Raw genomic sequence first — 22,072 nt, 5'->3', positions numbered from 1 at the left:
CCGCAAGCCGGTGGTTCGACGGCGCTACGCGGGCGCGCGGCCCGCGCGGCCTGGCCCCGGTGACCAAGGGGCTCAGGCGTGCGGTGCGCTCTCCGCTTCGCCAATCCGGAAAATCTGCGACAGATCCCAGTCCGCCATGCCGCGCTGCGCGGCGTCCTTGAGCAGACGGCGCACTTCAGGCAACACGCGTTGCACGGTCGCGCTCGTGTGCGTCAGTTCGGCAATCGCATCGAGATCCTTGAGCATTACGCGCACGGTCCCGCTCGCGTGCTCGGGTGGCGTGACCATGCGCGGCCAGAGCGTTTGCAGCAGCACCGAATCGGCCCACCCGCCCTGCAACGCCGACGGCACGGCTGCCGTGTCGATGCCGCTGCGCTTGGCCAGCACGAAGGCCTCGGCCAGCCCGGCGAGCGTGGTTGCCACGATGGCCTGATTGGCAAGTTTCGTCGTCTGGCCGGCGCCCACGTCACCCATGCGCGTCACGCGCGCAGCGAAAGCACGCAGCACCGGCGTGACGGCCTCGATGGCGTCGGCCGGACCCCCGGCCATGATCGCGAGCGTGCCCGCCTGGGCGCCACCGGTGCCGCCGGAGACCGGCGCGTCGATCCAGACGTGGCCCGTCGCCTCGGCCCAGCGTTTCGCGAGCGTGCGCGTGAGGGCGGGCGAGAGTGTCGAATGATCGACGAGATAACGCGGCGGCGTGGCGGCATGCACGAGACCGTGCTCGCCGAAAACCACGTCTTCCACGGCCTTGCCGTCGCCCAGGCACAGCAGCGCGACGTCCACGCATTCGCCGAGGGCCTGCGGTGTCACGCACGCCAATGCGCCGGCGTCGGTCAAGGCCGCGAGCTTGGCCGCCGAACGGTTCCAGACAGCGACCTCATGGCCGGCGGCCAGCAGCCGTTGCGCCATGGGTTCGCCCATGCGGCCGATGCCGCAAAAGCCTACACGCGGGTGAGTCATCGTTTCCTGTCCTCGACGGTTGACGCCTCCCCGACCGAGGCTTCGTAGGGCCACGGCACCGCGCCTGAATGCGTGACGGCGCCAAACTTGGCCGGGCGCACGAGCGCCTCGTACTTCTCGAGCACGCCGCCAAGGCGGCCGCGCACGAACGGTTTGGCCTCGGCAGCGCGTGCGGCGAGCGCCTCGTCGGAGAGTTCGACCTCGAGCTTACCCCGGATGGCGTCGATGTGGATGCGGTCGCCGTCGCGCAGCAGCCCGATCGGCCCGCCCGCGGCCGCCTCCGGCCCGACATAGCCGATGCACATGCCGCGCGTGGCGCCCGAGAAGCGGCCATCGGTGAGCAGCGCCACCTTTTCTCCCATGCCCTGACCGTAGATTGCTGCCGTCACGCTCAGCATTTCGCGCATGCCCGGCCCGCCCTTCGGACCTTCGTTGCGGATCACGAGCACATCGCCTTCGCGGTAGGTTCGCGCCGACACCACGGCCATGCACGCTTCTTCCGTCTCGAACACGCGCGCCGTGCCCGAGAAGACCAGTTGCTTGAGGCCGGCCGTCTTGAGCGCGGCGCCATCGGGCGCCAGATTGCCGCGCAGCACCACGAGCCCGGCGTTGGGCGAGAGCGGCTCGGTGTGCGGTTTGACGACGCGGCCGTCCGGGCCGGGAAACGCGCGCAGCGCGGCCTCGAGCGTCTCGCCGCTTTGCGTGAGCGTGTCGCCGTGAATGTGGCCGCCGGCGAGCAATGCATTGAGCACGGCGGGCACGCCGCCCACATGGTGCAGATCGACGGCCAGATAACGGCCGCCCGGCTGCATGTCGCCAATGAGCGGCGTGCGGGCGAGTACCTCGGACACGTCGTCCAGCGTGAAGCGTATGCCGGCCTCGTGCGCGATGGCGGGGATGTGCAGCATGGCGTTGGTCGATCCGCCCGTTGCGGCCACCGCCGCGCAGGCGTTCTCCAGGCTTTTGCGCGTGACCAGATCGCGCGGCAGCGGCCCGCCGTTGCGCAGCGCTCGCATGACGTTCTGCCCCGCACGCCGCGCGATGGCGATGCGCTCGCTGTACACGGCGGGCACCATCGCGGAGCCCAGCGGTGCAAGACCGAGGACTTCGGCCACCATGGCCATCGTATTGGCGGTGAACTGGCCGGGGCAGGAGCCCGCCGTCGGCGTGCAGCGCTTTTCGATGCCGCGCAGCGTCTCGACCGACATGTCGCCGCGCTGCGCTGTGCCTACCGCTTCGATGGCCGTGAGAATCGTCGCCTGCGATCCGTCGGGCGCCACGCCCGGCAGCATGGCCCCGCCGAACAGGAACACCCCCGGCACGTTCACGCGCACCATGCCCATCAGAATGCCGGGCAGCGTCTTGTCGCAGCCCGCCACGCCGACGAGCGCGTCGTAGCAGTGCGCGCGCACGAAGAGCTCCACGCTGTCGGCGATCGTCTCGCGCGAGACCAGCGAGAAGCGCATGCCCGAGTGGTTCATCGACGTGCCGTCCGACACCGAGATGGCCGAGCCGCGAATCGGCACGCCGCCGCCGGCGGCCACGCCGAGCCGCACGTTGTCCGAGATCTGGTTGAGCGACATCGAGCACGGCGTGTTCTCGCCGAACGTGTCGACGACGGCCACGAACGGCTTGTCGATGGCGTCGTCGTCGAGACCGGTGGCGCGCAGGAAGGCGCGGTGCGGCGTGCGCGTGATGCCCTCGGTCACCGTGCGCGAGCGATGTTTGTGCAGGTCTGTCATTGGGGGACGTCCTTGAATCGTGTCGTGAGGCTCAGGTATTGAGCAGCAGCCCGTTCTCGATGGCGAGCACCTGTCCGGTCATGGCCGGCGCGTGCGCGGCCAGGAACCAGGCGAGTTCGGCGATTTCCGAGGGCTGCGAGACGCGCCCGAGCGGTGCGTTCTCGCGCATGCTCTCGAGCACGCGCGCGTAAGCGTCGTCGCCGAGGGTGCGGCGCAGCAGCCCGTCGTCGACCATGCCCGGCGCAATGGCGTTCACGCGCACGCGCGGCGCCAGATTGCGCGCGAGCGACAGCGTGAGGGCGTTGACCGCGCCCTTGGACGCCGCATACGCGATCGACGACCCGGTGCCGTTGAGCGAGGCCAGCGACGAAATATTGACGACGGACGCCGACGGCGCTGCCGCCGTGCGCTCGCGCAGCAGGCCGGAGGCGGCGCGCGTCATCTGGAACATGCCGATGAGGTTCACGCGATAGACGCGCTCGAACTCGGTGGCGTCGAGGGCTTCGAGATCGCCGTGCGGAATCACGCGCGTCGTGCCGGCACTGTTCACGAGGGCGTCGAGTCGCCCCCAGCGCGAGGCGACGGCCTCGACCATGCGGCGGCAGGCGTCGTCGTCGCCGACGTCGGCGTCGATCACCAGCGTCGGCGCGCCGGCCTCGCCGCACTGCGCGGCGACGGCTTCGGCCGCCGCGCGGGTGCTGTCGTCGAAATTGTTGATGGCCACCGCCCAGCCGCCGCGAGCGAAGCGCAGGGCGGTGGCCGCGCCGATGCCGGTCGCGGCGCCGGTGACCAGGCACACGGGAGCGCTCATGCCCGGCTCCGTTGCGGCTTGAGCGACAGCACGATGACGGCGCCCGCGGCGAGCACGCAGGCGAGCACGATCATGCCCGGCAGCAGCTCGCCGGTAGTGTCCTTCAGAAAGCCGATGACATACGGACTGACGAAGCCCGCGAGATTGCCCGTCGAATTGATCAGCGCGATGGCGGCCGCCGCGCCCGCGCCGCCCATCATCGCCGTGGGAATGCCCCAGAACACCGGCGCGATCGAATTGATGCCGATCGCCGCGACGATGAGCGCCGCGATCGACCACCACAGATGTGCGGCGAGCAGCACGGATGCGAGCATGCCGCCCGCGCCGAGCAGGCAGCACACGGCCACGTGCACGCGGCGCTCGTCATGCCGGTCGGCGTGGCGTGCGACCAGGATCATCGCCACCGCGCTCACCAGCGAGGGCACCGCAGAGAGCAGACCGATGTTGCCGAGATTGGCGACGCCGGCCGCGCGGATCATCGTCGGCAGCCAGAACACGAGGCCGTAGTTGCCCATCGCGATGCAGAAGTAGAGCAGGCCGAGCAGCCACACCTTGCCGCTGCCGAACACCTGCCGCACGCTGTGATGCGCGCGCGTGCGATCGTCCGCCGCGAGATCCTGCGCGAGCAGGCGCTTCTCGTCGGCGCTCAGCCACTTCACCGTCTCGATCCGGTCCTGCAGCACGAAAAACGCCGCAATGCCCACGAGCAGCGACGCCACCCCTTCGATGAGGAACAGCCACTGCCAGCCGGCAAAGCCGTGCAGACCGCCGAACTGCTGCATGATCCAGCCCGAGACCGGCCCGCCGATGGCGCCCGAGACCGGGATCGCCACCATGAAGAGCGCGATGATCTGCGAGCGCTTGCTCGACGGAAACCATGTCGACAGGTAAAGCACGATGCCGGGAAAGAAGCCGGCCTCGGCCACGCCGAGCGCGAAGCGCAGCACGTAGAACGACACCGGGCCCTGCGTGAACATCGTGAGGCACGAGATGATCGACCACGTGACCATGATGCGGGCAATCCACATGCGTGCGCCCACGCGATGCAGAATCAGGTTGCTCGGCACCTCGAACAGGAAATAGCCCAGAAAAAACACGCCCGCCCCGGCCCCGTACACTGTCTCGGACAGCGACAGGTCCGAGAGCATTTGCAGTTTCGCGAAGCTCACATTCACGCGATCGATGTACGCGACGATGAACGCGAGGAACAGGAAAGGAATGATGCGCCAGGTCAGCTTGCGGTACAGAGCCTCGCGCTGCGCGGGGTCCAGTATGGCGCCCGCGCCCGCATGCGGCTGCGCGCCGCCGGAAAGTGACGTGCTCATGAGTGTTGTCTCCGTGAATGCGTGCCGTCGGGCACGTCGAGTTATCGGGCAGTCGCCGGGGTGTGCCGCGCATTCGGTTATGCGTGTGTCTCACCAGGGGCGGTCCGGCCTCTCGGCGCCGGCGGCCGTTCGGGTGGTGAAAGACTCCGACACCACGGCGTTGCCCGATCGAAGAGTAAGACGCGAGCCGCCCGGGCGGCAAATCACACTTTGCGCACTCGGTATTACCGTTTGGTTATGATGTCGGGCCTATGGGGGCGCGTGCCGCGTCTCCGGCGTCTTCGAGATCACGCCATGTCCACGACCGACAATTCGATAGAACGTTTTTTTCGCAGCGGCCTGAAGCTCGGGCACCTGCGCATTCTGGTGACGCTGGGCGAACTGCGTCAGGTCACGCGCGTGGCGGCGGCCTTCCACGTCACGCAGCCTGCCATCTCCAAGCAGATTGCGGAGATCGAAGAGGCGCTCGGCACGCCGGTGCTGCGCCGCGTGGGCAACGCCGTCGAGCTCACCGGCATCGGGCGCGTGCTGGTCGAGCGCGGCCGCGAGATTCTTCGGCAGATCGAACTGGCGCGGCGCGACGTCAGCGCGCTCGCGGCCGGCACGGCCGGGCATGTGCGCTTTGGTGCGGTCGTGACGATTCCGCAACCGCTAATCGCGCACGCCGTGGAACTGTTCACGCGCCGCGCGCCCACGGCATCGTTCTCGTTCGTCGAAGCCACGCTGGACCGGCTGCTCAAGATGATGGACGAGGGCAATCTCGATCTCGCGCTCGGGCGCAATCGCGTGGCCGGACACTTGCCGGTGATGCGGCACGAATCGCTGCATCACGAACCGTTTGTCTTCGTGGTCGGCGCACGGCATGCGCTGGGCGGCCCGGACACGCCGGTGAGTTGGGACGATCTGCGGGAAATGCGCTGGATCACGCCGATGCGCGGCTCGCCGGCCTTCGCGACGATGGCGCAAATTCTGGCCGAGCACGGCGTGGCGCTGCAGCGCCCGGCGATCGAGTCCAGTTCACTGGCGCTGAACCTGTCGCTGCTGCGTGGCGGCGACTTCGTGTCTATCCTGCCGCTCTCGCTCGCGCGGCGCTACGTGCAGCGCGGCACGATGCGCGTGCTGCCCCTCCCGCCGCTCGCGCCCCTGGGCGAAGCGATTCTGTATTGGCGTGAAGACACAATGCCGCCGGCGGCGGAGCTGTTCGCTGCATGCCTTCGCGAGTCGTCGGCGGAACTGATCGAGGCAAACTGACCTGCGGCGCGATGCGCCTGTGCGACGCGGGCGAACTGCGGGAATTTAAGCGTTTCATGAACGATACATTTTCCGCACGATGCGTCGCGATATCTCGCAAGTTGAGTTATTAGTTCTTTGCAAATCAACGGGTTGAGGCGATTGGCACGGAATTCGCGTATGTGAATCGCGTATGGCGAAGCGCCAACCCGGAATTCCCGCAGGTCGTTGGCAAGGCTCTCCTGTGCACGTTGGCACGGGCGGGTTCCCTATTGCCCGCGTTTTCCCGTTGACGCGCTGAGGCCGTAACGCAGCACCTTATGGCGGGGTGCCGCGTGTTCTGAGACGAGGCGTCACGTGCGCGGGGAGGGAACCATGAACGGGTTCAAGGCGACTTTGGTGGGTGCGGCGGCAGCCGTCATGCTTTGCGGCATTTCGATCCATGCGTCCCATGCCGCGGGTGGCGGCGGCGGGCGCGGCGGAGGGGGCGGTATCGGTTTTGGCGGCGGTGGCATTGGCGTGGGAGGATTCGGCGGATTCGGTGGCCCAGGCGGCATCGGCACTGGCGGTATCGGCGGTATCGGCGGTGCCGGCGGCTGTGGCTGCGGCAGCGGCCATGGTGGCCACGGCGGCGGCGGCCCGGGTGGCGGCGGCGGCGGCGGCGGTGGCGGCGGCGGCGGCGGCGGCGGTGGCGGCGGCGGCGGCGGCGGCGGCGGCGGTGGCGGTGGCGGCGGCGGCGGTGGCGGCGGCGGTGGCGGCGGTGGCGGCGGTGGCGGCGGTGGCACCGGCGGTGGCAGCGGCGGTGGTGGCAGCGGAGGCGGCACCGGTGGCGGCACCGGTGGCGGCGTTGGCGGCGGCGTTGGCGCGGGGGCGAGCGGTGGCGGTGTGGGCGCCCGCGGCCCCGGTGGTATCGGTATCGGAGGCGCAGCGGGCGGCAATGGGCTTGCCGCGTTCGGCGGTCCCGCAGGTTTCGGTGGCGGCGGGGGCTGCCAGATGAATGGTCAGAACGGCGAAGAGCCGTGCCCCTGAGCCAGTGACGGGCGGCCCCGCACGCGTTCGGCACAGCGCGTGCGGGAACTGGCCGACATTCAGAACAACGGCACGACGCGTCTTGCAGGTTGATCGCTGGTTCCTGGCGCGACCGGCTGGCGGTGCCCCGCCAGCCGTGCCACTCCCCCCGGCCCGTGCTCAGGCGGTTCTCCCGGCGATGCGCCCCTTCGGTAGTCCGAAGGGGCGTTTTTTTTGTCATTTACCGACGCTATCGCCACCGGCGGAGGATATGGAAATGCCGATAATGTATTTCGCGTATACCCGCATCTGTGGCAGCATCCGGGGTCTGGGTCGCGATGCTCGCGGCCGCCGCGGGCTCATCCGGTCCGCCCGACACCGAACAGGCGCCCAACAGGCGTTCATAAGCAAAAGGAGAAATCGCACATGCTGTCCCGTCAACTGATCAACGCATTGCTCGGCGCTACGTTCGCGCTGGCCGCCTTTGGCGTTTCGGCCCAGACGCCCGAGAAGCCCCTGAGGGTCGGCACGATGGCCGGCTCGGATGCGCAGATCTTCGAGGTTGTGAAGCAGGTCGCGCACAAGCGCGGTCTCGAAATCAAGATCATCGAATTCAGTGACTACGCACAGCCGAATGCCGCGCTCGATGCGGGCGATCTGGACGCCAACGGCTTCCAGCACAAGCCGTTCCTCGACAGCCAGGTCAAGGACCGCGGCTACAAGATCGTGAGCGCCGGTCTCACCTACGTCTCGCCGCTGGGTTTCTATTCGAAGAAGGTGAAGTCGCTCAAGGACCTGAAGAATGGCGCCAAGGTCGGTATCCAGAACGATCCGTCGAACGGCAACCGTGCGCTGCTCCTGCTGCAGAAGGAAGGGGTGATCAAGCTGCGCGCCGGCCTCGAGGGCAAGAACGCAACGCCGCTCGACATCGTCGAGAACCCGAAGAAGCTGAAGATCGTGGAACTCGAAGCTGCCCAGTTGCCGCGCGCGCTGCCCGACCTCGACGCCGCGTCGATCAACACCAACTTCGCCGCGCAAGCCGGTTTGGTTCCGCAGCGCGACGCCATCGCCATCGAAGACCTGAAAGGCCCGTATGCGAATCTGATCGCCGTGCGCGCGCAGGACGCCAACAAGCCCTGGGTCAAGCAACTGGTCGACGCCTATCACTCCGACGAGGTGAAGGAGTTCATCAAGACCAAATTCAATGGCGCGCTGATCGCCACGTGGTAAGCCATCGCGATGGCGCTCGCTTCCCGGTGAGCGCATGCGCATGGGCAGCACCGGGGTTTCGGCCCCGGTTTTTTTTATGGTCCGTCGACGGCTGGCCGACCGATGCGTCGATGAGCCCCCTGGCCACGCTGGCTCCCTTGGCCCGCGAAATCCCCCTGCCGGCATGAAAGCGCTGGCCTAGAATGAAGATGTGATCCGGATCAGCGGGAGGCTGCCATGTCCATGATCAATGTCTCGATGATGCTGGTGGCGCTATTGGTCGGCTTCGCCATCGGCATGCTCGTGGATCACTTCTGGGTAACGCATCACGACGAGCCCTCGGCGCACAAGCGGCTTGACTGGCACGAAATGTGGGAGCGCATCCGTCACCAGCACTGACGGCGCATGGCGATGCGTCCGGCTCAGTCGCCCGGCGCGTCGCGCAATTTTCGCCAGAGCGTCGAGCGGCTGATGCCGAGCGCCTCGCACGCCGCCGCGCGATCACCGCCGCAGGCGGCGAGCGTCGTGCGGATGCGCGCGAGTTCGGCCGCCGCGCGCCGCGCGCGGCCGCTGAGTGGCGCGGCGGCGTCGTGCGCGACTGCGCCGGCGAAGCCCGCCGCGGGCGCCGTGCCCGCCGCCTCGCCTTGCGGCGTCGCGGGCCACGCCGGCCCGGCGCTGGATGCCGCATTCGGGCCCAGCTCCGGCGCGATCTCGACGAGTCGTGCGCGACTGATCTCGCGCGCGTCGACCACGTCGGCGCAAACCACCGCAATTCGTTCCAGCAGGTTTTCCAGCTCGCGCACGTTGCCCGGCCAGCGATAGGTGGCGAGCAGCGGCAGCAGCGTGGCGAGCAGCGCGTCGACGCTCATGCGCGCCCCGGCGCGGGCGAGCGCCCGTTCGAGAAAGAGCGGGGCGAGGCGCGGCAGGTCGTCCATGCGCTCGCGCAGCGGCGGCAGCACCAGGCGCAGGATGTTCAGCCGGTAATAGAGGTCTTCGCGGAACAGCCCTTGGGCAACCTGCTGGCGCAGATCGCGGTGTGTGGCGGCGATCACGCGCACGTCGCACGGCACGGGCTCCGTCGCGCCCAGCCGCAATACCTCGCGCTCCTGCAGCACGCGCAGCAGGCGCGTTTGCAGCGGCATCGGCATTTCGCCGATTTCGTCCAGGAAAATCGTGCCGTTGTGGGCCGTCTCGAAAAGGCCCGCCTTGCCGCCGCGCCGCGCGCCGGAGAACGCCCCTTCCTCGTAGCCGAACAGCTCGCTCTCGAGCAGGGTTTCCGGAAACGCCGCGCAGTTGATCGCCACGAACGGATAGTCCCGGCGCCGGCTCGCGTTGTGAATGCCTTGCGCGAGCAGTTCCTTGCCGGTGCCGCTCTCGCCGTGCACGAGCACCGTGGAATCGGTCTGCGCGTAACGGCGCGCAAGCGCGCGGACGTGCGCGATGGCGGCGGAGTCGCCGATCAGATCGTCGAGCCGGTAGCGCGCCACGAGGTGGCGCGGGCGATGGCGCGAGCGCAGCGAACGGTCCACGCGCGCGAACGACTGCGAGTCCTGGCAGGTGAGCAGTGCACCCGTGAGCGTGCCCTGGTCGAGCAGCGGGATACGGTTGATGACCCAGGTCTTGCCCGCCATCGACACGATCGCCTCGAGTTCGGCGCTCGCACTCTCGAGCGTGCGCCCGATGTCGAGCGCCGGTGCGATGGCATCGAGCGGGCGACCGACCGCGTCGGCTACCGTCACGCCGAGCATGCCAGCCATCGCCGCATTGATCGCCTCGATCCGTCCGTTCAGATCCACCGCCGCCACACCCTCGTGCAGGTGTCGCAGCACCGTGTCGAGCCGCTCGCGCCGCTGCGCCTCGATGCGTCCGAAGCGCGCGACTTCGAGCGCGGTGTCGAAGGCGGCGCGCACCGAGTCCTGCGAGTAGAGGAAGACGCCGGTCATACCTGCACGTTCGGCCAGTTCGGTCACGAGCCCGGGGCCGACCACGACCTCGATGCCCTCGTCACGCAGGCGATGTACGAGGTCTTCGGCATCGTGCGCGTCGAAGTAGGCGTGCTGGGCAACGTCGAGATGAAAGGCGCTTCTGAACCGCTCGAATTCCGGCGCGGGACGGGCGTATGAGACCAGTGCGATGCGCGAGGCCGGCGAGTCCGCGGGCAACGCGCGGCGAGCACGGCCGAGCGCGTGCATGACGTCGAAGCCGGTGACCTTCACGAGGACGACGGGCAGCACCAGACGCTCGCGCAGGAACGCGCCGTTCGAGCCGGCGGCGACGATACCGTCCACACTGCCGGCCGGCAGACGCTCCAGCGCCTCGATCACCGCTTCGTAGCCCTTGTCGATGATCTGCACTTCGGCGTGCGCCGCGTAGTCCGGCACGATGTCGCGATACAACTCGCCGAGCTTGCTGATGCCTACGGCCCAGATCACGGGCTTGCGTACCGCCGTGGCGGGCTGCGCGAGTCCGGCGCGCGGCAAGCCGGCCGCGGAAGCCGGCAGGTGCGGGGAGCGCGGTGGTGGGACTTGCGGTGGCAGACCGGAGGCAGGGCGATTCGGCATGTCGGGCGGCGAAAACGGGTGAATGAGACAGATCGTAGCACATTGCAATGATTTGTTTCATTGCATGTTTCAATGTGAAACATCGTGCGACGAGCCGCGACATCTCCTGCGCGACATGCACTTGCCGTGAGCGTCATGCCGGCGCCGGATTTCCGCTGCCAAATGAAGGCGTTAGCACTGCCGCACGGCGCATGCGGCCACGCCCGGCGCCAGGCTGGCACGCCCATTGCTACCGATGAAGCCACATCTCAACCCGTGTGCGGGCGCAGCGGGGGCAGCCCCGCCGCATGCACGCGACCCACGACCGAGGGATTCCAGTGACGCACACCATTCGCTCCGCCGGCGCCGCCTTGCGCGAGGCCGTCAAGACCGAACAACCGTTGCAGGTTGTCGGCACCATCAACGCCAACCATGCCCTGTTGGCCAAGGCCGCCGGGTTCAAGGCGATCTATCTGTCGGGCGGTGGCGTGGCCGCCGGCTCGCTGGGCCTGCCCGATCTCGGCATCTCCACGCTCGACGACGTGCTGACCGACGTGCGCCGCATCACCGACGTGTGCGATCTGCCGCTGCTCGTGGACGTCGACACCGGCTTCGGCCCGTCGGCGTTCAACATTGCGCGCACGGTCCAGTCGCTCGTCAAGTTCGGCGCGGGCGGGATGCACATCGAAGACCAGGTCGGCGCGAAGCGTTGCGGCCACCGGCCGGGCAAGGCCATCGTAAGCCAGCAGGAAATGGTCGATCGCATCAAGGCCGCGGTCGACGCGCGCACCGACGAGAACTTCGTGATCATGGCGCGTACCGACGCGCTCGCCGTGGAAGGCCTGCAGGCCGCCATCGACCGCGCCTGCGCGTGCGTGGAAGCGGGCGCCGACATGGTCTTCCCGGAAGCGATGACCGAACTGCCGATGTACCGCCAGTTCGCCGACGCCGTGAAGGTGCCCGTGCTCGCGAACATCACGGAATTCGGCGCCACGCCGCTGTTTACCGTGGAGGAGCTGCGCAGCGCGCAGGTTGGCCTGGTGCTGTATCCGCTGTCGGCCTTCCGCGCCATGAACAAGGCTGCGGAGAACGTTTATCAGACGATTCGCCGCGACGGCACGCAAAAGGCCGTGCTCGACACCATGCAGACGCGTGCCGAGCTCTATGAGAGCATCGGCTATCACGCATACGAGCACAAGCTCGACGCGCTGTTCGCACAGCAGAAATAACCGAATCCCTGATCTGGAGGAATGAGCATGAGCGAGACGACCGCCACCGGCTTCAAGCCGAAGAAATCCGTTGCCCTGTCCGGGGTGAGCGCCGGCAATACCGCCCTGTGTACCGTGGGCCGCTCGGGTAACGACCTGCATTATCGCGGCTACGACATCCTGGATCTGGCCCAGAGCTCGGAGTTCGAAGAGATCGCGCATCTGCTGGTGTACGGCAAGCTGCCGAGCGTGGCCGAGCTCAAGGGCTACAAGGCCAAGCTCAAGGCGCTGCGCGGGCTGCCCGCCGCGGTCAAGGAAGCGCTCGAAGCCGTGCCGGCCGCCGCGCATCCGATGGACGTGATGCGCACGGGCGTCTCGGTGCTTGGCACCGTGCTGCCCGAAAAGGACGATCACAACATCCCCGGCGCGCGCGACATCGCCGACCGGCTGATGGCGAGCCTCGGCTCGATGCTGCTCTACTGGTATCACTACAGCCAGAACGGCGTGCGCATCGACGTGGAGACCGACGACGACAGCATCGGCGGCCATTTCCTGCATCTGCTGCACGGCGAGAAGCCGTCGGACCGGTGGGTGCGCGCCATGCACACGTCGCTCATTCTGTACGCCGAGCACGAGTTCAACGCGTCGACCTTTACCGCACGCGTGATCGCCGGCACGGGCTCGGACATGCACTCGGCCATCACCGGCGCCATCGGCGCGCTGCGCGGGCCCAAGCACGGCGGTGCGAACGAAGTGGCCTTCGAGGTGCAAAAGCGCTACGACTCGCCCGACGAGGCCGAGGCCGACATTCGTCGCCGCGTGGAGAACAAGGAAGTGATCATCGGCTTCGGCCACCCGGTCTACACCGTGAGCGACCCGCGCAACAAGGTGATCAAGGAAGTGGCGCGCGAGCTGTCCAAGGACCAGCAGAACATGAAGATGTTCGACATCGCCGAACGCCTGGAGTCGGTCATGTGGGACGTCAAGAAGATGTTCCCGAACCTCGACTGGTTCAGCGCCGTGAGCTATCACATGATGGGCGTGCCGACCGCGATGTTCACGCCGCTGTTCGTGATTGCGCGCACGTCGGGCTGGAGCGCGCACATCATCGAGCAGCGCATCGACAACAAGATCATCCGTCCGAGCGCCAACTACGTCGGTCCGGAAGATCAGAAGTTCGTGCCGATCGAGAAGCGCTGAGATTGCCGTAGCACGGCACTCCGACGCCTCTCGCGGCCATGCCGGGCGCCCTGCGCGTTGCGGCATGGCCGGCATCTTGCCAGCCGCTGGCAGCCTTTCGCCGCAAGCTGGGCCGATACTCCTCACATGATGAACACCGAATACCGAAAACCCCTGCCCGGGACGTCGCTCGATTACTTCGACGCCCGCGCCGCCGTCGAGGCCATTGCACCGGGCGCCTACGACACGTTGCCGTACACCTCGCGCGTGCTGGCCGAGAACCTCGTGCGCCGCTGTGAGCCGGCCGCGCTCACCGACTCGCTCAGGCAACTGATCGAGCGACGCCGCGATCTCGACTTCCCGTGGTTCCCGGCCCGTGTCGTGTGCCACGACATCCTGGGCCAGACCGCGCTCGTGGATCTGGCCGGCCTGCGCGATGCGATCGCGGCGCAAGGCGGCGATCCGTCGCTCGTCAATCCGGTCGTGCCGACGCAGCTCGTCGTCGACCACTCGCTCGCCGTGGAGTGCGGCGGGTTCGACCCCGACGCATTCGCCAAGAACCGCGCCATCGAGGACCGTCGCAACGAAGACCGCTTCGACTTCATCAACTGGACGAAGAAGGCGTTTCGCAACGTGGACGTGATTCCGCCGGGCAACGGGATCCTGCATCAGATCAACCTCGAGCGCATGAGCCCGGTCGTGCAGGTGAGCGACGGCGTGGCGTATCCCGATACCCTCGTGGGCACCGACTCGCACACGCCGATGGTCGATGCGCTGGGCGTGATCGCGATCGGGGTGGGCGGCCTGGAGGCCGAGAGCGTGATGCTCGGGCGCGCGTCGTGGATGCGCCTGCCCGACATCGTGGGCGTGGAGCTCACCGGCAAGCCGCAGCCGGGCATTACCGCGACCGACGTTGTACTGGCGCTCACTGAATTCCTGCGCAAGCAAAAGGTGGTCTCGGCCTATCTCGAGTTCTTCGGCGAGGGCGCCGCGAACCTCACGCTCGGCGACCGCGCCACGATCTCGAACATGGCGCCGGAGTTCGGCGCCACGGCGGCGATGTTCTACATCGACGCGCAGACCATCAAGTACCTGAAGCTCACCGGCCGCGACGACGCGCTCGTGCGCCTCGTCGAGACATATGCGAAGCAAACCGGGCTGTGGGCCGACAGCCTGCGCGACGCGCAGTACGAGCGTGTGCTGAGGTTCGACCTCTCGAGCGTGGTGCGCAACATCGCCGGTCCGTCCAATCCGCACAAGCGCGTGCCGACGAGCGAGCTCGCCGCGCGCGGCATTAGCGGCAAGGTGGAAAACGAGCCGGGCCGGATGCCCGACGGGGCGGTCATCATTGCCGCCATCACCAGCTGTACGAATACCAACAACCCGCGCAACATGATCGCGGCGGGCCTTTTCGCGCGCAACGCCAACCGCGCCGGCCTCACGCGCAAACCGTGGGTCAAGAGCTCGCTCGCGCCCGGCTCGAAGGCCGTCACGCTGTATCTGGAAGCGGCCGGCCTGCTGCCCGAGCTCGAGAAGCTCGGCTTCGGCGTGGTCGCCTACGCCTGCACGTCGTGCAACGGCATGTCGGGTGCGCTCGATCCGGCGATCCAGCAGGAGATCATCGAGCGGGACCTGTACGCCACGGCGGTGCTCTCGGGCAACCGCAACTTCGACGGCCGCATTCATCCCTACGCGAAGCAGGCGTTCCTCGCGTCGCCGCCGCTGGTCGTGGCCTACGCCATTGCCGGCACGATCCGCTTCGACATCGAGAAGGACGTGCTCGGCGTGGACGCGGCCGGCAAGCCGCAGCGCCTGGCCGACCTGTGGCCGAGCGACGAGGAAATCGACGCCATCATCGCCAGCAGCGTGAAGCCCGAGCAGTTCCGTCGCGTGTACGAGCCGATGTTCGCCGCCGCCGTGGATTCGGGCGAGCGCGCAGCGCCGCTCTACAACTGGCGCGAGAAGAGCACCTACATCCGCCGCCCGCCGTACTGGGAGGGCGCGCTTGCGGGCGAGCGCACGCTGCGCGGCATGCGCGCGCTGGCGGTGCTTGGGGACAACATCACCACCGACCACCTCTCGCCGTCGAACGCCATCATGCCCGACAGCGCGGCGGGCGAGTATCTGGCGAAGATGGGGCTGCCGGAAGAGGACTTCAACTCATACGCCACGCATCGCGGCGACCACCTGACGGCGCAGCGCGCCACCTTCGCCAATCCGACGCTCAGAAACGAGATGGTTGTCGTGGACGGACAGGTCAGGACGGGCTCGCTCGCACGCATCGAGCCCGAAGGCAAGATCACGCGCATGTGGGAAGCCATCGAGACCTACATGGCACGCAAGCAGCCGCTCATCGTGATTGCCGGCGCCGACTACGGCCAGGGCTCCTCGCGCGACTGGGCGGCCAAGGGCGTGCGCCTGGCCGGCACCGAGGCGATCGTCGCCGAGGGCTTCGAGCGCATTCACCGCACCAATCTGGTCGGCATGGGCGTGCTGCCGCTCGAATTCAAGCCGGGCACGAATCGCAAGACGCTCGGCATCGACGGCAGCGAGACGTTCGACGTGATCGGCGAGCGCACGCCGCGCGCCGATCTCACGCTCGTCATCCACCGCCGCAACGGCGAGCGTGTGGAGGTGCCCGTCACGTGCCGTCTGGACACGGCCGAGGAGGTGTCGATCTACGAGGCGGGCGGCGTACTGCAGCGCTTCGCCCAGGACTTTCTCGAATCGTCGCAAGCGGCTGCCTGAGGAGAGACGCGATGGCGCATCAGCCACAAATCCGCATTCCCGCCACGTACATGCGCGGCGGCACGAGCAAGGGCGTGTTCTTCCGCCTCCAGGATCTACCCGAAGCGGCGCAGGTGCCGGGCGCCGCGCGCGACGCGCTGCTCCTGCGCGTGATCGGCAGCCCCGATCCATACGGCAAGCAGATCGACGGCATGGGCGGGGCGACGTCGAGCACGAGCAAGACGGTCATCGTCGCCAGGAGCGAGCGGCCCGGACACGATGTGGACTACCTGTTCGGGCAGGTCTCCATCGATCAGAAGTTCGTCGACTGGAGCGGCAACTGCGGCAACCTGTCGGCGGCCGTCGGGCCTTTCGCGATCTGCGCGGGGCTCGTCGATCCCGTGAGGGTGCCGCGCGACGGCGTGGCCGTCGTGCGCATCTGGCAGGCCAACATCGGCAAGACCATCATTGCGCACGTGCCGATGACCGACGGCGCCGTGCAGGAGACGGGCGACTTCGAGCTCGACGGCGTAACGTTCCCGGCCGCCGAAGTGCAACTCGAGTTTCTCGAGCCGGCCGCCGAGGAGGACGGCGAGGGCGGCGCGATGTTCCCGACCGGCAATCTCGTCGACGACCTCGAAGTGCCCGGAGTGGGCACGTTCAGGGCGACGCTGATCAACGCGGGCATTCCCACCATCTTTCTCAACGCCGAGGACATCGGTTACCGCGGCACGGAATTGCAGGACGCCATCAACGGCGATCCCAAGGCGCTCGCGATGTTCGAGACGATTCGCGCGCACGGCGCGATTCGCATGGGACTGATCAAGGACGTGTCGGAGGCGGCCACGCGGCAGCACACGCCGAAGGTGGCGTTCGTCGCGAAGCCCGCGAGCTACACCGCGTCGAGCGGCAAGATGGTGAACGCCGGCGACGTCGATCTGCTCGTGCGCGCGCTGTCGATGGGCAAGCTGCATCACGCGATGATGGGCACGGCGGCGGTGTGTATCGGCGCGGCGGCGGCGATCCCGGGCACGCTGGTGAATCTGGCGGCCGGGGGCGGCGCGCGCAACGCCGTGCGCTTCGGGCATCCGTCCGGCACGCTGCGCGTGGGCGCCGAAGCGAGCGAGGTCGACGGCGAATGGACGGTCACCAAGGCCATCATGAGCCGCAGCGCGCGCGTGCTGATGGAAGGCTGGGTGCGGATTCCGGGCGACGCCTTCTGATGCCGTGAGGCGGGCGCCGGAGATCGGCGGCCGGCGAGCATGGCGCTTCGCGCCGGCTTATCATGGGAGCGTCCGCGAAAGCCGCCGCGCGCGGCCGCGCCCGCAAGGCGATTGCGCGCAGGCGGCGTGCGTCAACGTCACTGGAGGCAGCCCATGTCCGCTGGCATCTCGAACGTGCGTCCCGCGCCCGACAAGGTTCTCACCGACATCGCCGACTACGTGCTCTCTTGCGAGATCCGCAGCGATCTCGCCTTCGATACCGCGCGCAACTGCCTGATCGATACGCTCGGGTGTGGCTTCGAAGCGCTGTCCTACCCCGCATGTACCAAACTGCTCGGGCCCATCGTGCCTGGCACGATCGTGCCCCATGGCGCGAAGGTGCCCGGCACGCCGTACCAGCTCGATCCGGTGCAGGCCGCGTTCAATCTCGGCGCGATGATTCGCTGGCTCGACTTCAACGACACCTGGCTCGCGGCCGAGTGGGGGCATCCGTCCGACAATCTCGGCGGCATTCTGATGACCGCGGACTGGCTCTCGCGCACGGCGGTGGCCGGCGGGCAGGCGCCGCTCACGATGCGCCATGTGCTCGTCGCGATGATCAAGGCCCACGAGATTCAGGGCTGTCTCGCGCTGGAGAACTCGTTCAACGAGGTCGGACTCGATCACGTGGTGCTTGTGAAGGTCGCGTCGACGGCGGTCGTCGGCGAAATGCTCGGGCTCACGCGCGACGAACTGATCAATGCGCTGTCGCTCGCTTTCGTCGACGGACAGAGCCTGCGCACCTATCGCCATGCGCCCAACACCGGCAGTCGCAAATCATGGGCGGCGGGCGATGCGACCAGCCGCGCGGTGCGGCTCGCGCTGATGGCGCGCGCCGGCGAGATGGGGTATCCGTCGGTGCTCACCGCGAAGACGTGGGGCTTTTACGACGTGCTGTTCAAGGGCAAGCCGTTCGCGTTCCAGCGTCCCTACGGGTCCTACGTCATGGAGAACGTGCTGTTCAAGATTTCGTTTCCCGCCGAGTTTCACGCGCAGACTGCCGCCGAAGCGGCCATGACGCTGCACCGGCAGATGCAGGCGTCCGGGCGAAGCGCGCAGGACATTCGTTCGGTGACGATTCGCACGCATGCGGCGGCGATTCGGATCATCGACAAGCAGGGTCCGCTCGCCAACCCGGCCGATCGCGATCACTGCATTCAGTACATGGTGGCGGTGCCGCTGTTGTTCGGGCGGCTCACGGCGGCCGATTACGAGGACGACGTGGCGGCCGATCCCCGCATCGACGCGCTGCGCGCGAAGATCGTGTGCGTGGAAGATCCGCAGTTCACGCGCGACTATCATGACCCTGACAAGCGTTCGATCGCCAACGGACTGACTGTCACGTTCAACGACGGCACTACGCTCGACGAAGTGCTCGTGGCGTACCCGATCGGGCACAAGCGGCGCCGCGCCGAGGGAATTCCGTTGCTCGTGGAGAAATTCCGCGCCAATCTCGCGCGTCGTTTCGCCGCGCGAGCCCAGGAACGCATTCTCGAGGTGGCGCTCGATCAGCAGCGGCTCGAAGCGATGCCCGTGCATCGCTTCGTGGATTTGATGGTGTGACGCGCCGGCCGGCGGCGCTCAGCCCCTGTGGGTGTAGCGCAGACGCGCCATCTGTTCGGCGCTGTCGGCGAGCAGGCCGGCGGCGTCGGCGATGGCCTTTTCCAGCGTGGTCGGGCCGAACGTCAGCGAGAAGCAGCCCGAGAACACGCGCGAGAGGCTGTCCAGCGCACTGCGGTCGATGGCGCCGGAGAGCAGCGACGCCGTCGCGCCAGCCTTGATCGCGACCTGTGCGGCAATCATCGGCGTCTTGCCCGACAGGGTCTGGCCGTCGCTGCGGCCTTCGCCGGTGATGAGCCAGTCCGCGCCCTCGACCGCCTGGGGCAGGCCGACGCGCTCGGCTACCACTTCCGCGCCCGAGCGGAATTGCGCGCCGAGCAGATGCAGCGCGAAGCCCAGTCCGCCGGCAGCGCCGGCGCCGGCGCGGCTCGCGGCTTCATTGGCATTGAACGCGCGGTGCGCATGAACGGCAAAATGCGCGATGGCGCGATCGAGCGGCTCGACCTGCGCTTCGCTCACGCCCTTTTGCGGCCCGAAGATCGCCGTCGCACCTTGCGCGCCGTTGAGCGGATTGTTCACGTCGGACATCGCGATCAGTTCGCAGTCCTTGAGCCGGGCGTCGAGACCGTTCAGATCGATCGAGGCCACGCGGTGCAGGGCCGCCGGTACCGGCTGGACGACTTCGCCGGCCTCGTCGAGCAGACGCGCACCGAGGCCGACGAGCAGGCCCGCACCGCCGTCATTCGTGCTGCTGCCGCCAAGGCCGATGAGCACGCGGCGCGCGCCCGTATCGAGCAGGGCGCGCAGCAGCTCGCCCAGGCCCACCGTCGAGCGCTCGGCGACCGGCGTCTGCATGCCCACGGGGTCCGTGATGCTCACCACGTTGGCGCTCTCGAGCACGCCGGTGCCGTCCGGCATGATGCCGTACTCGGCCGTGACCGACGCCTGTCCCGCACCGCGCACCGACAACGGCACACGCCGTCCGCCGGCCGATAGCAGGGCGTCGAGCGTGCCCTCGCCGCCGTCGGCCATCGGACGCAGGCGCAGGTCGGCGTCCGGGAGCACGCGGGCGATGCCGGACGCGACGGCGCGCGCGACTTCTGGCGCGCTCAGCGAACCTTTGAACGAATCGGGAGCGATGACGATGATCGGGGCTTGCGCATTGCTGGACATGGCAATCGGGACGGTCGCAAAAATGGGTTGGCAGGGATTGACTGGCGCATCTGGCCCGCCGGCGTCGGCGTCATCGCTTGTGGCGGACCGGCCGCGCGGAAGATCTTTCCGCGCGGGGGGCGGGGCGCGAACGGGCTTCGGCTCGCGGCGGGATGGGGCGCGAGGCGTCGCGGCGCAGTGTGACAGAAACCAGCAATATACGCGATTCGGGCCAGCGCGCATTGCGCGAATTGCCATGCTATGAATAACGCGAGTAAGATGAGCGCCCGAAAGGATTCATGAACAAGGCGGCGCGAGCCGCGGCCGGGCAGGGGTGCGCGAGACGTCCCGCGGCTGCCAGCCATCGTGTGCGCCGTGACCAGATACCAGGTGTCGCCTCCCGACGCGATGTCCGGCCGGCTTCGGCAAACGGCGGCATCGCGCGGGCGGCGGCCCTTTGCGAGCGTGGAGCCGGGGCATGAAGTGGAGCACAAAGCGGAGCACAAAGCGGGGCGCGAAGCCTGACATTGCGCGAAACACCGATCGGGGCGCCGGGCACGGCGGCGAACCGGCGACGCGCGCGGCCCAGGCGCCCGCAGGCCGCCGTGCGCGCACCATCGCCGCAGCGGCATTGGGCGCTGCCGTCGTCATGCTGGCCGGGTGCGCACAGACGCCGCCTGCCGTCGCACACGACGATCCGCCGGTGGGCAGCGTCGCCGACGTTGCACCGGAAAATGTAAAAGTCGAGACGCTGCCCGCTTATCGTGACACCGTGGAAGACGCCCGCGCCAACGGGGCCGTCTGGCAGGGCTCGTCGAAGAAGACCCTCGTGCGCGTGAGCGCCTGCACCGCACGGCTATGGAAGAAGCAACTGCCGTATGCGCGGCTCGATCGCAGCAAGGCCGGCCCGGGCCAGACGCTGCAACTCTCCTCGAACGACGATGGCGTGCTCGCCGTGCTCGACCTCGCGCCGCACAAGTCGGGCAGCGAAGGCTCGCTCTATCTCGGCTCGACCGGCCCGCAGTCGCTGGCCGACGCAGTCCGCCAGTGCCTGTAAGGACGCCTCGCATGCGTCGAATATAAGCCGCACAGCGGACATGACCCGCATAACGCACATAAACCGCGTGCCCCGGCTGGCGCCGCGTGACGGCGGGTGAACGTGCGAGCGCCGGGGGCGCGGTATCATGGCGGCGAACGCGCGGCCACCAAGCCCGCGCGAAGGCTTTCCTCAATGCGCGCCGATGTCCTCTACCGATCCCGTTGAAGTTTCCGATGTGTCCGAAGTCGCCGCCGAAGGAGGAGCGGATGCCGGACAGCCGCCGCTCAACCCGCGCCAGCAGGCGCTGTTCGACGCGGTGCGGCGCGACGGCTTCCTGACGGTCGACGAGCTCGCCGCGCGCTTCGACGTCACGCCGCAGACGATTCGGCGCGATATCAATTCCCTCGCGGAACGCAAATGGGTGCGGCGATATCACGGCGGCGTCGGGTTGCCGGGCGGCGCGGAAAACGAAGCTTACGACGCTCGCCAGACGCAGCTCGCCGAGGAGAAGCGCCGCATTGCCGCTCGTCTGGCCGAACAGATTCCCGATCACGCCTCGCTGTTCATCAACCTGGGCACCACGACCGAGGCAGTGGCGCGCGCCCTGTCGCGCCATCGCGGCCTGCGTGTGATCACGAACAACCTCCACGTGGCGGCCATGATGAGCAGCTATCCCGACGCCGAAGTGATCATTGCCGGCGGCGTGGTGCGCGCGCGCGATCAGGGGGTGACGGGCGAGGCCACGCTCGACTTCATCCGCCAGTTCAAGGTCGACTTCGGCATCATCGGCATTTCCGCCATCGATCCGGACGGCACCCTGCGCGATTTCGACTATCGCGAGGTCCGGGTCGCCGAGGCGATCATCGCGCATTCGCGCACCGTGTTTCTCGCGGCCGACCACAGCAAGTTCGGCCGGCCTGCGCTGGTGCGCCTCGGCCATCTGTCGCAGATCGACGCGCTTTTCACCGACCGGCCCGTGCCGCACGGCATGGCGCAGGTGATCGCCGAGGCCGGCACGCAGGTGCACGTGGTCAACTGACCCGGGGAACGGGGGTGTGCGAATTCGCACATGGCGACGTGTCAATGCGCGAATTCGAAACTCGTGGGGTGTTGTCTG

17 protein-coding genes are annotated in these 22,072 nt (G+C 68.1%); 11 read left to right on the top strand and 6 right to left on the bottom strand.

From position 1 onward, the window contains the following. Positions 1-72 precede the first annotated feature (72 nt). Genes CDN36_RS07665 through CDN36_RS07650 form a run of 4 tightly spaced genes read right to left on the bottom strand, consistent with a single transcriptional unit; the run spans position 73 to position 4,841 of the window. Positions 73-963 (bottom strand): NAD(P)-dependent oxidoreductase, encoded by an 891-nt coding sequence (locus CDN36_RS07665; RefSeq protein ID WP_287496398.1) that lies wholly within the window; start codon positions 961-963, stop codon positions 73-75. Continuing rightward, complete coding sequence (gene ilvD, locus CDN36_RS07660) at positions 960-2,705, bottom strand: dihydroxy-acid dehydratase (protein WP_287496397.1); 1,746 nt, start codon at positions 2,703-2,705, stop codon at positions 960-962. Before ilvD ends, CDN36_RS07665 begins: the two co-directional genes overlap by 4 nt. Before the next feature lie 31 nt (positions 2,706-2,736). Continuing rightward, positions 2,737-3,516, bottom strand: a complete 780-nt coding sequence (locus CDN36_RS07655; RefSeq protein ID WP_287496396.1) for an SDR family NAD(P)-dependent oxidoreductase — start codon at positions 3,514-3,516, stop codon at positions 2,737-2,739. Next, on the bottom strand, positions 3,513-4,841 hold the full coding sequence (locus CDN36_RS07650; protein WP_150556872.1) for an MFS transporter: 1,329 nt from the start codon (positions 4,839-4,841) through the stop codon (positions 3,513-3,515). Before CDN36_RS07650 ends, CDN36_RS07655 begins: the two co-directional genes overlap by 4 nt. A gap of 294 nt (positions 4,842-5,135) precedes the next feature. Between CDN36_RS07650 and CDN36_RS07645 the strand changes: the two genes are divergently transcribed. The 4 genes from CDN36_RS07645 (at position 5,136) to CDN36_RS07630 (ending at position 8,687) form a co-directional block, all read left to right on the top strand. Continuing rightward, positions 5,136-6,092 carry a LysR family transcriptional regulator gene (locus CDN36_RS07645; protein WP_150556873.1) on the top strand — a complete coding sequence of 319 codons (957 nt, stop codon included), beginning with the start codon at positions 5,136-5,138 and terminating at the stop codon, positions 6,090-6,092. Between the two features lie 421 nt (positions 6,093-6,513). After that, positions 6,514-7,068, top strand: a complete 555-nt coding sequence (locus CDN36_RS07640) for a hypothetical protein (protein WP_287496395.1) — start codon at positions 6,514-6,516, stop codon at positions 7,066-7,068. A gap of 437 nt (positions 7,069-7,505) precedes the next feature. After that, on the top strand, positions 7,506-8,309 hold the full coding sequence (locus CDN36_RS07635; RefSeq protein WP_150557512.1) for a MetQ/NlpA family ABC transporter substrate-binding protein: 804 nt from the start codon (positions 7,506-7,508) through the stop codon (positions 8,307-8,309). 216 nt (positions 8,310-8,525) lie between these two features. Then, the gene (locus tag CDN36_RS07630; protein ID WP_174966498.1) at positions 8,526-8,687 is read left to right on the top strand and encodes a hypothetical protein; all 162 of its coding nucleotides are present in this window, start codon (positions 8,526-8,528) and stop codon (positions 8,685-8,687) included. A 23-nt stretch (positions 8,688-8,710) separates the two neighbouring features. On the opposite strand, the gene prpR is transcribed toward CDN36_RS07630, so the two are convergent. Next, complete coding sequence (gene prpR / locus CDN36_RS07625) at positions 8,711-10,720, bottom strand: propionate catabolism operon regulatory protein PrpR (protein WP_287496394.1); 2,010 nt, start codon at positions 10,718-10,720, stop codon at positions 8,711-8,713. 446 nt (positions 10,721-11,166) lie between these two features. Between prpR and prpB the strand changes: the two genes are divergently transcribed. From prpB to CDN36_RS07600, 5 genes are all read left to right on the top strand, one after another. After that, complete coding sequence (prpB, locus tag CDN36_RS07620; protein WP_420874500.1) at positions 11,167-12,057, top strand: methylisocitrate lyase; 891 nt, start codon at positions 11,167-11,169, stop codon at positions 12,055-12,057. Between the two features lie 27 nt (positions 12,058-12,084). Then, positions 12,085-13,236, top strand: a complete 1,152-nt coding sequence (prpC, locus tag CDN36_RS07615; protein WP_150555658.1) for a bifunctional 2-methylcitrate synthase/citrate synthase — start codon at positions 12,085-12,087, stop codon at positions 13,234-13,236. Between the two features lie 129 nt (positions 13,237-13,365). Continuing rightward, the gene (gene acnD, locus CDN36_RS07610) at positions 13,366-15,963 is read left to right on the top strand and encodes a Fe/S-dependent 2-methylisocitrate dehydratase AcnD (protein ID WP_206111349.1); all 2,598 of its coding nucleotides are present in this window, start codon (positions 13,366-13,368) and stop codon (positions 15,961-15,963) included. Between the two features lie 11 nt (positions 15,964-15,974). Next, entirely contained in the window at positions 15,975-17,165 is a 1,191-nt protein-coding gene (gene prpF, locus CDN36_RS07605) for a 2-methylaconitate cis-trans isomerase PrpF (RefSeq protein WP_287496393.1), read from the top strand. Positions 17,166-17,318: 153 nt separating this feature from the next. Beyond that, positions 17,319-18,767, top strand: coding sequence for a bifunctional 2-methylcitrate dehydratase/aconitate hydratase (locus CDN36_RS07600; protein WP_287496392.1), 1,449 nt, complete (start codon positions 17,319-17,321; stop codon positions 18,765-18,767). Between the two features lie 18 nt (positions 18,768-18,785). Here CDN36_RS07600 and CDN36_RS07595 read toward each other — a convergent pair whose 3' ends face one another. Continuing rightward, positions 18,786-19,937 (bottom strand): glycerate kinase, encoded by a 1,152-nt coding sequence (locus CDN36_RS07595; protein WP_150555662.1) that lies wholly within the window; start codon positions 19,935-19,937, stop codon positions 18,786-18,788. Positions 19,938-20,394: 457 nt separating this feature from the next. Here CDN36_RS07595 and CDN36_RS07590 point away from each other — a divergent pair, with 457 nt between their 5' ends. Both CDN36_RS07590 and CDN36_RS07585 read left to right on the top strand, forming a co-directional pair. After that, positions 20,395-20,973, top strand: a complete 579-nt coding sequence (locus CDN36_RS07590; protein WP_287496391.1) for a hypothetical protein — start codon at positions 20,395-20,397, stop codon at positions 20,971-20,973. A gap of 184 nt (positions 20,974-21,157) precedes the next feature. Then, a complete protein-coding gene (locus tag CDN36_RS07585; RefSeq protein WP_287496390.1) occupies positions 21,158-21,994 on the top strand; it encodes a DeoR/GlpR family DNA-binding transcription regulator in 837 nt (278 codons plus the stop codon). Positions 21,995-22,072: the final 78 nt, after the last annotated feature.

The sequence above is a fragment of the Pandoraea sp. CB10b_02 genome, assembly GCF_002216225.1.
Lineage (GTDB): Bacteria > Pseudomonadota > Gammaproteobacteria > Burkholderiales > Burkholderiaceae > Pandoraea > Pandoraea nosoerga.
This window is presented reverse-complemented; position numbering and strand designations above follow the sequence as displayed.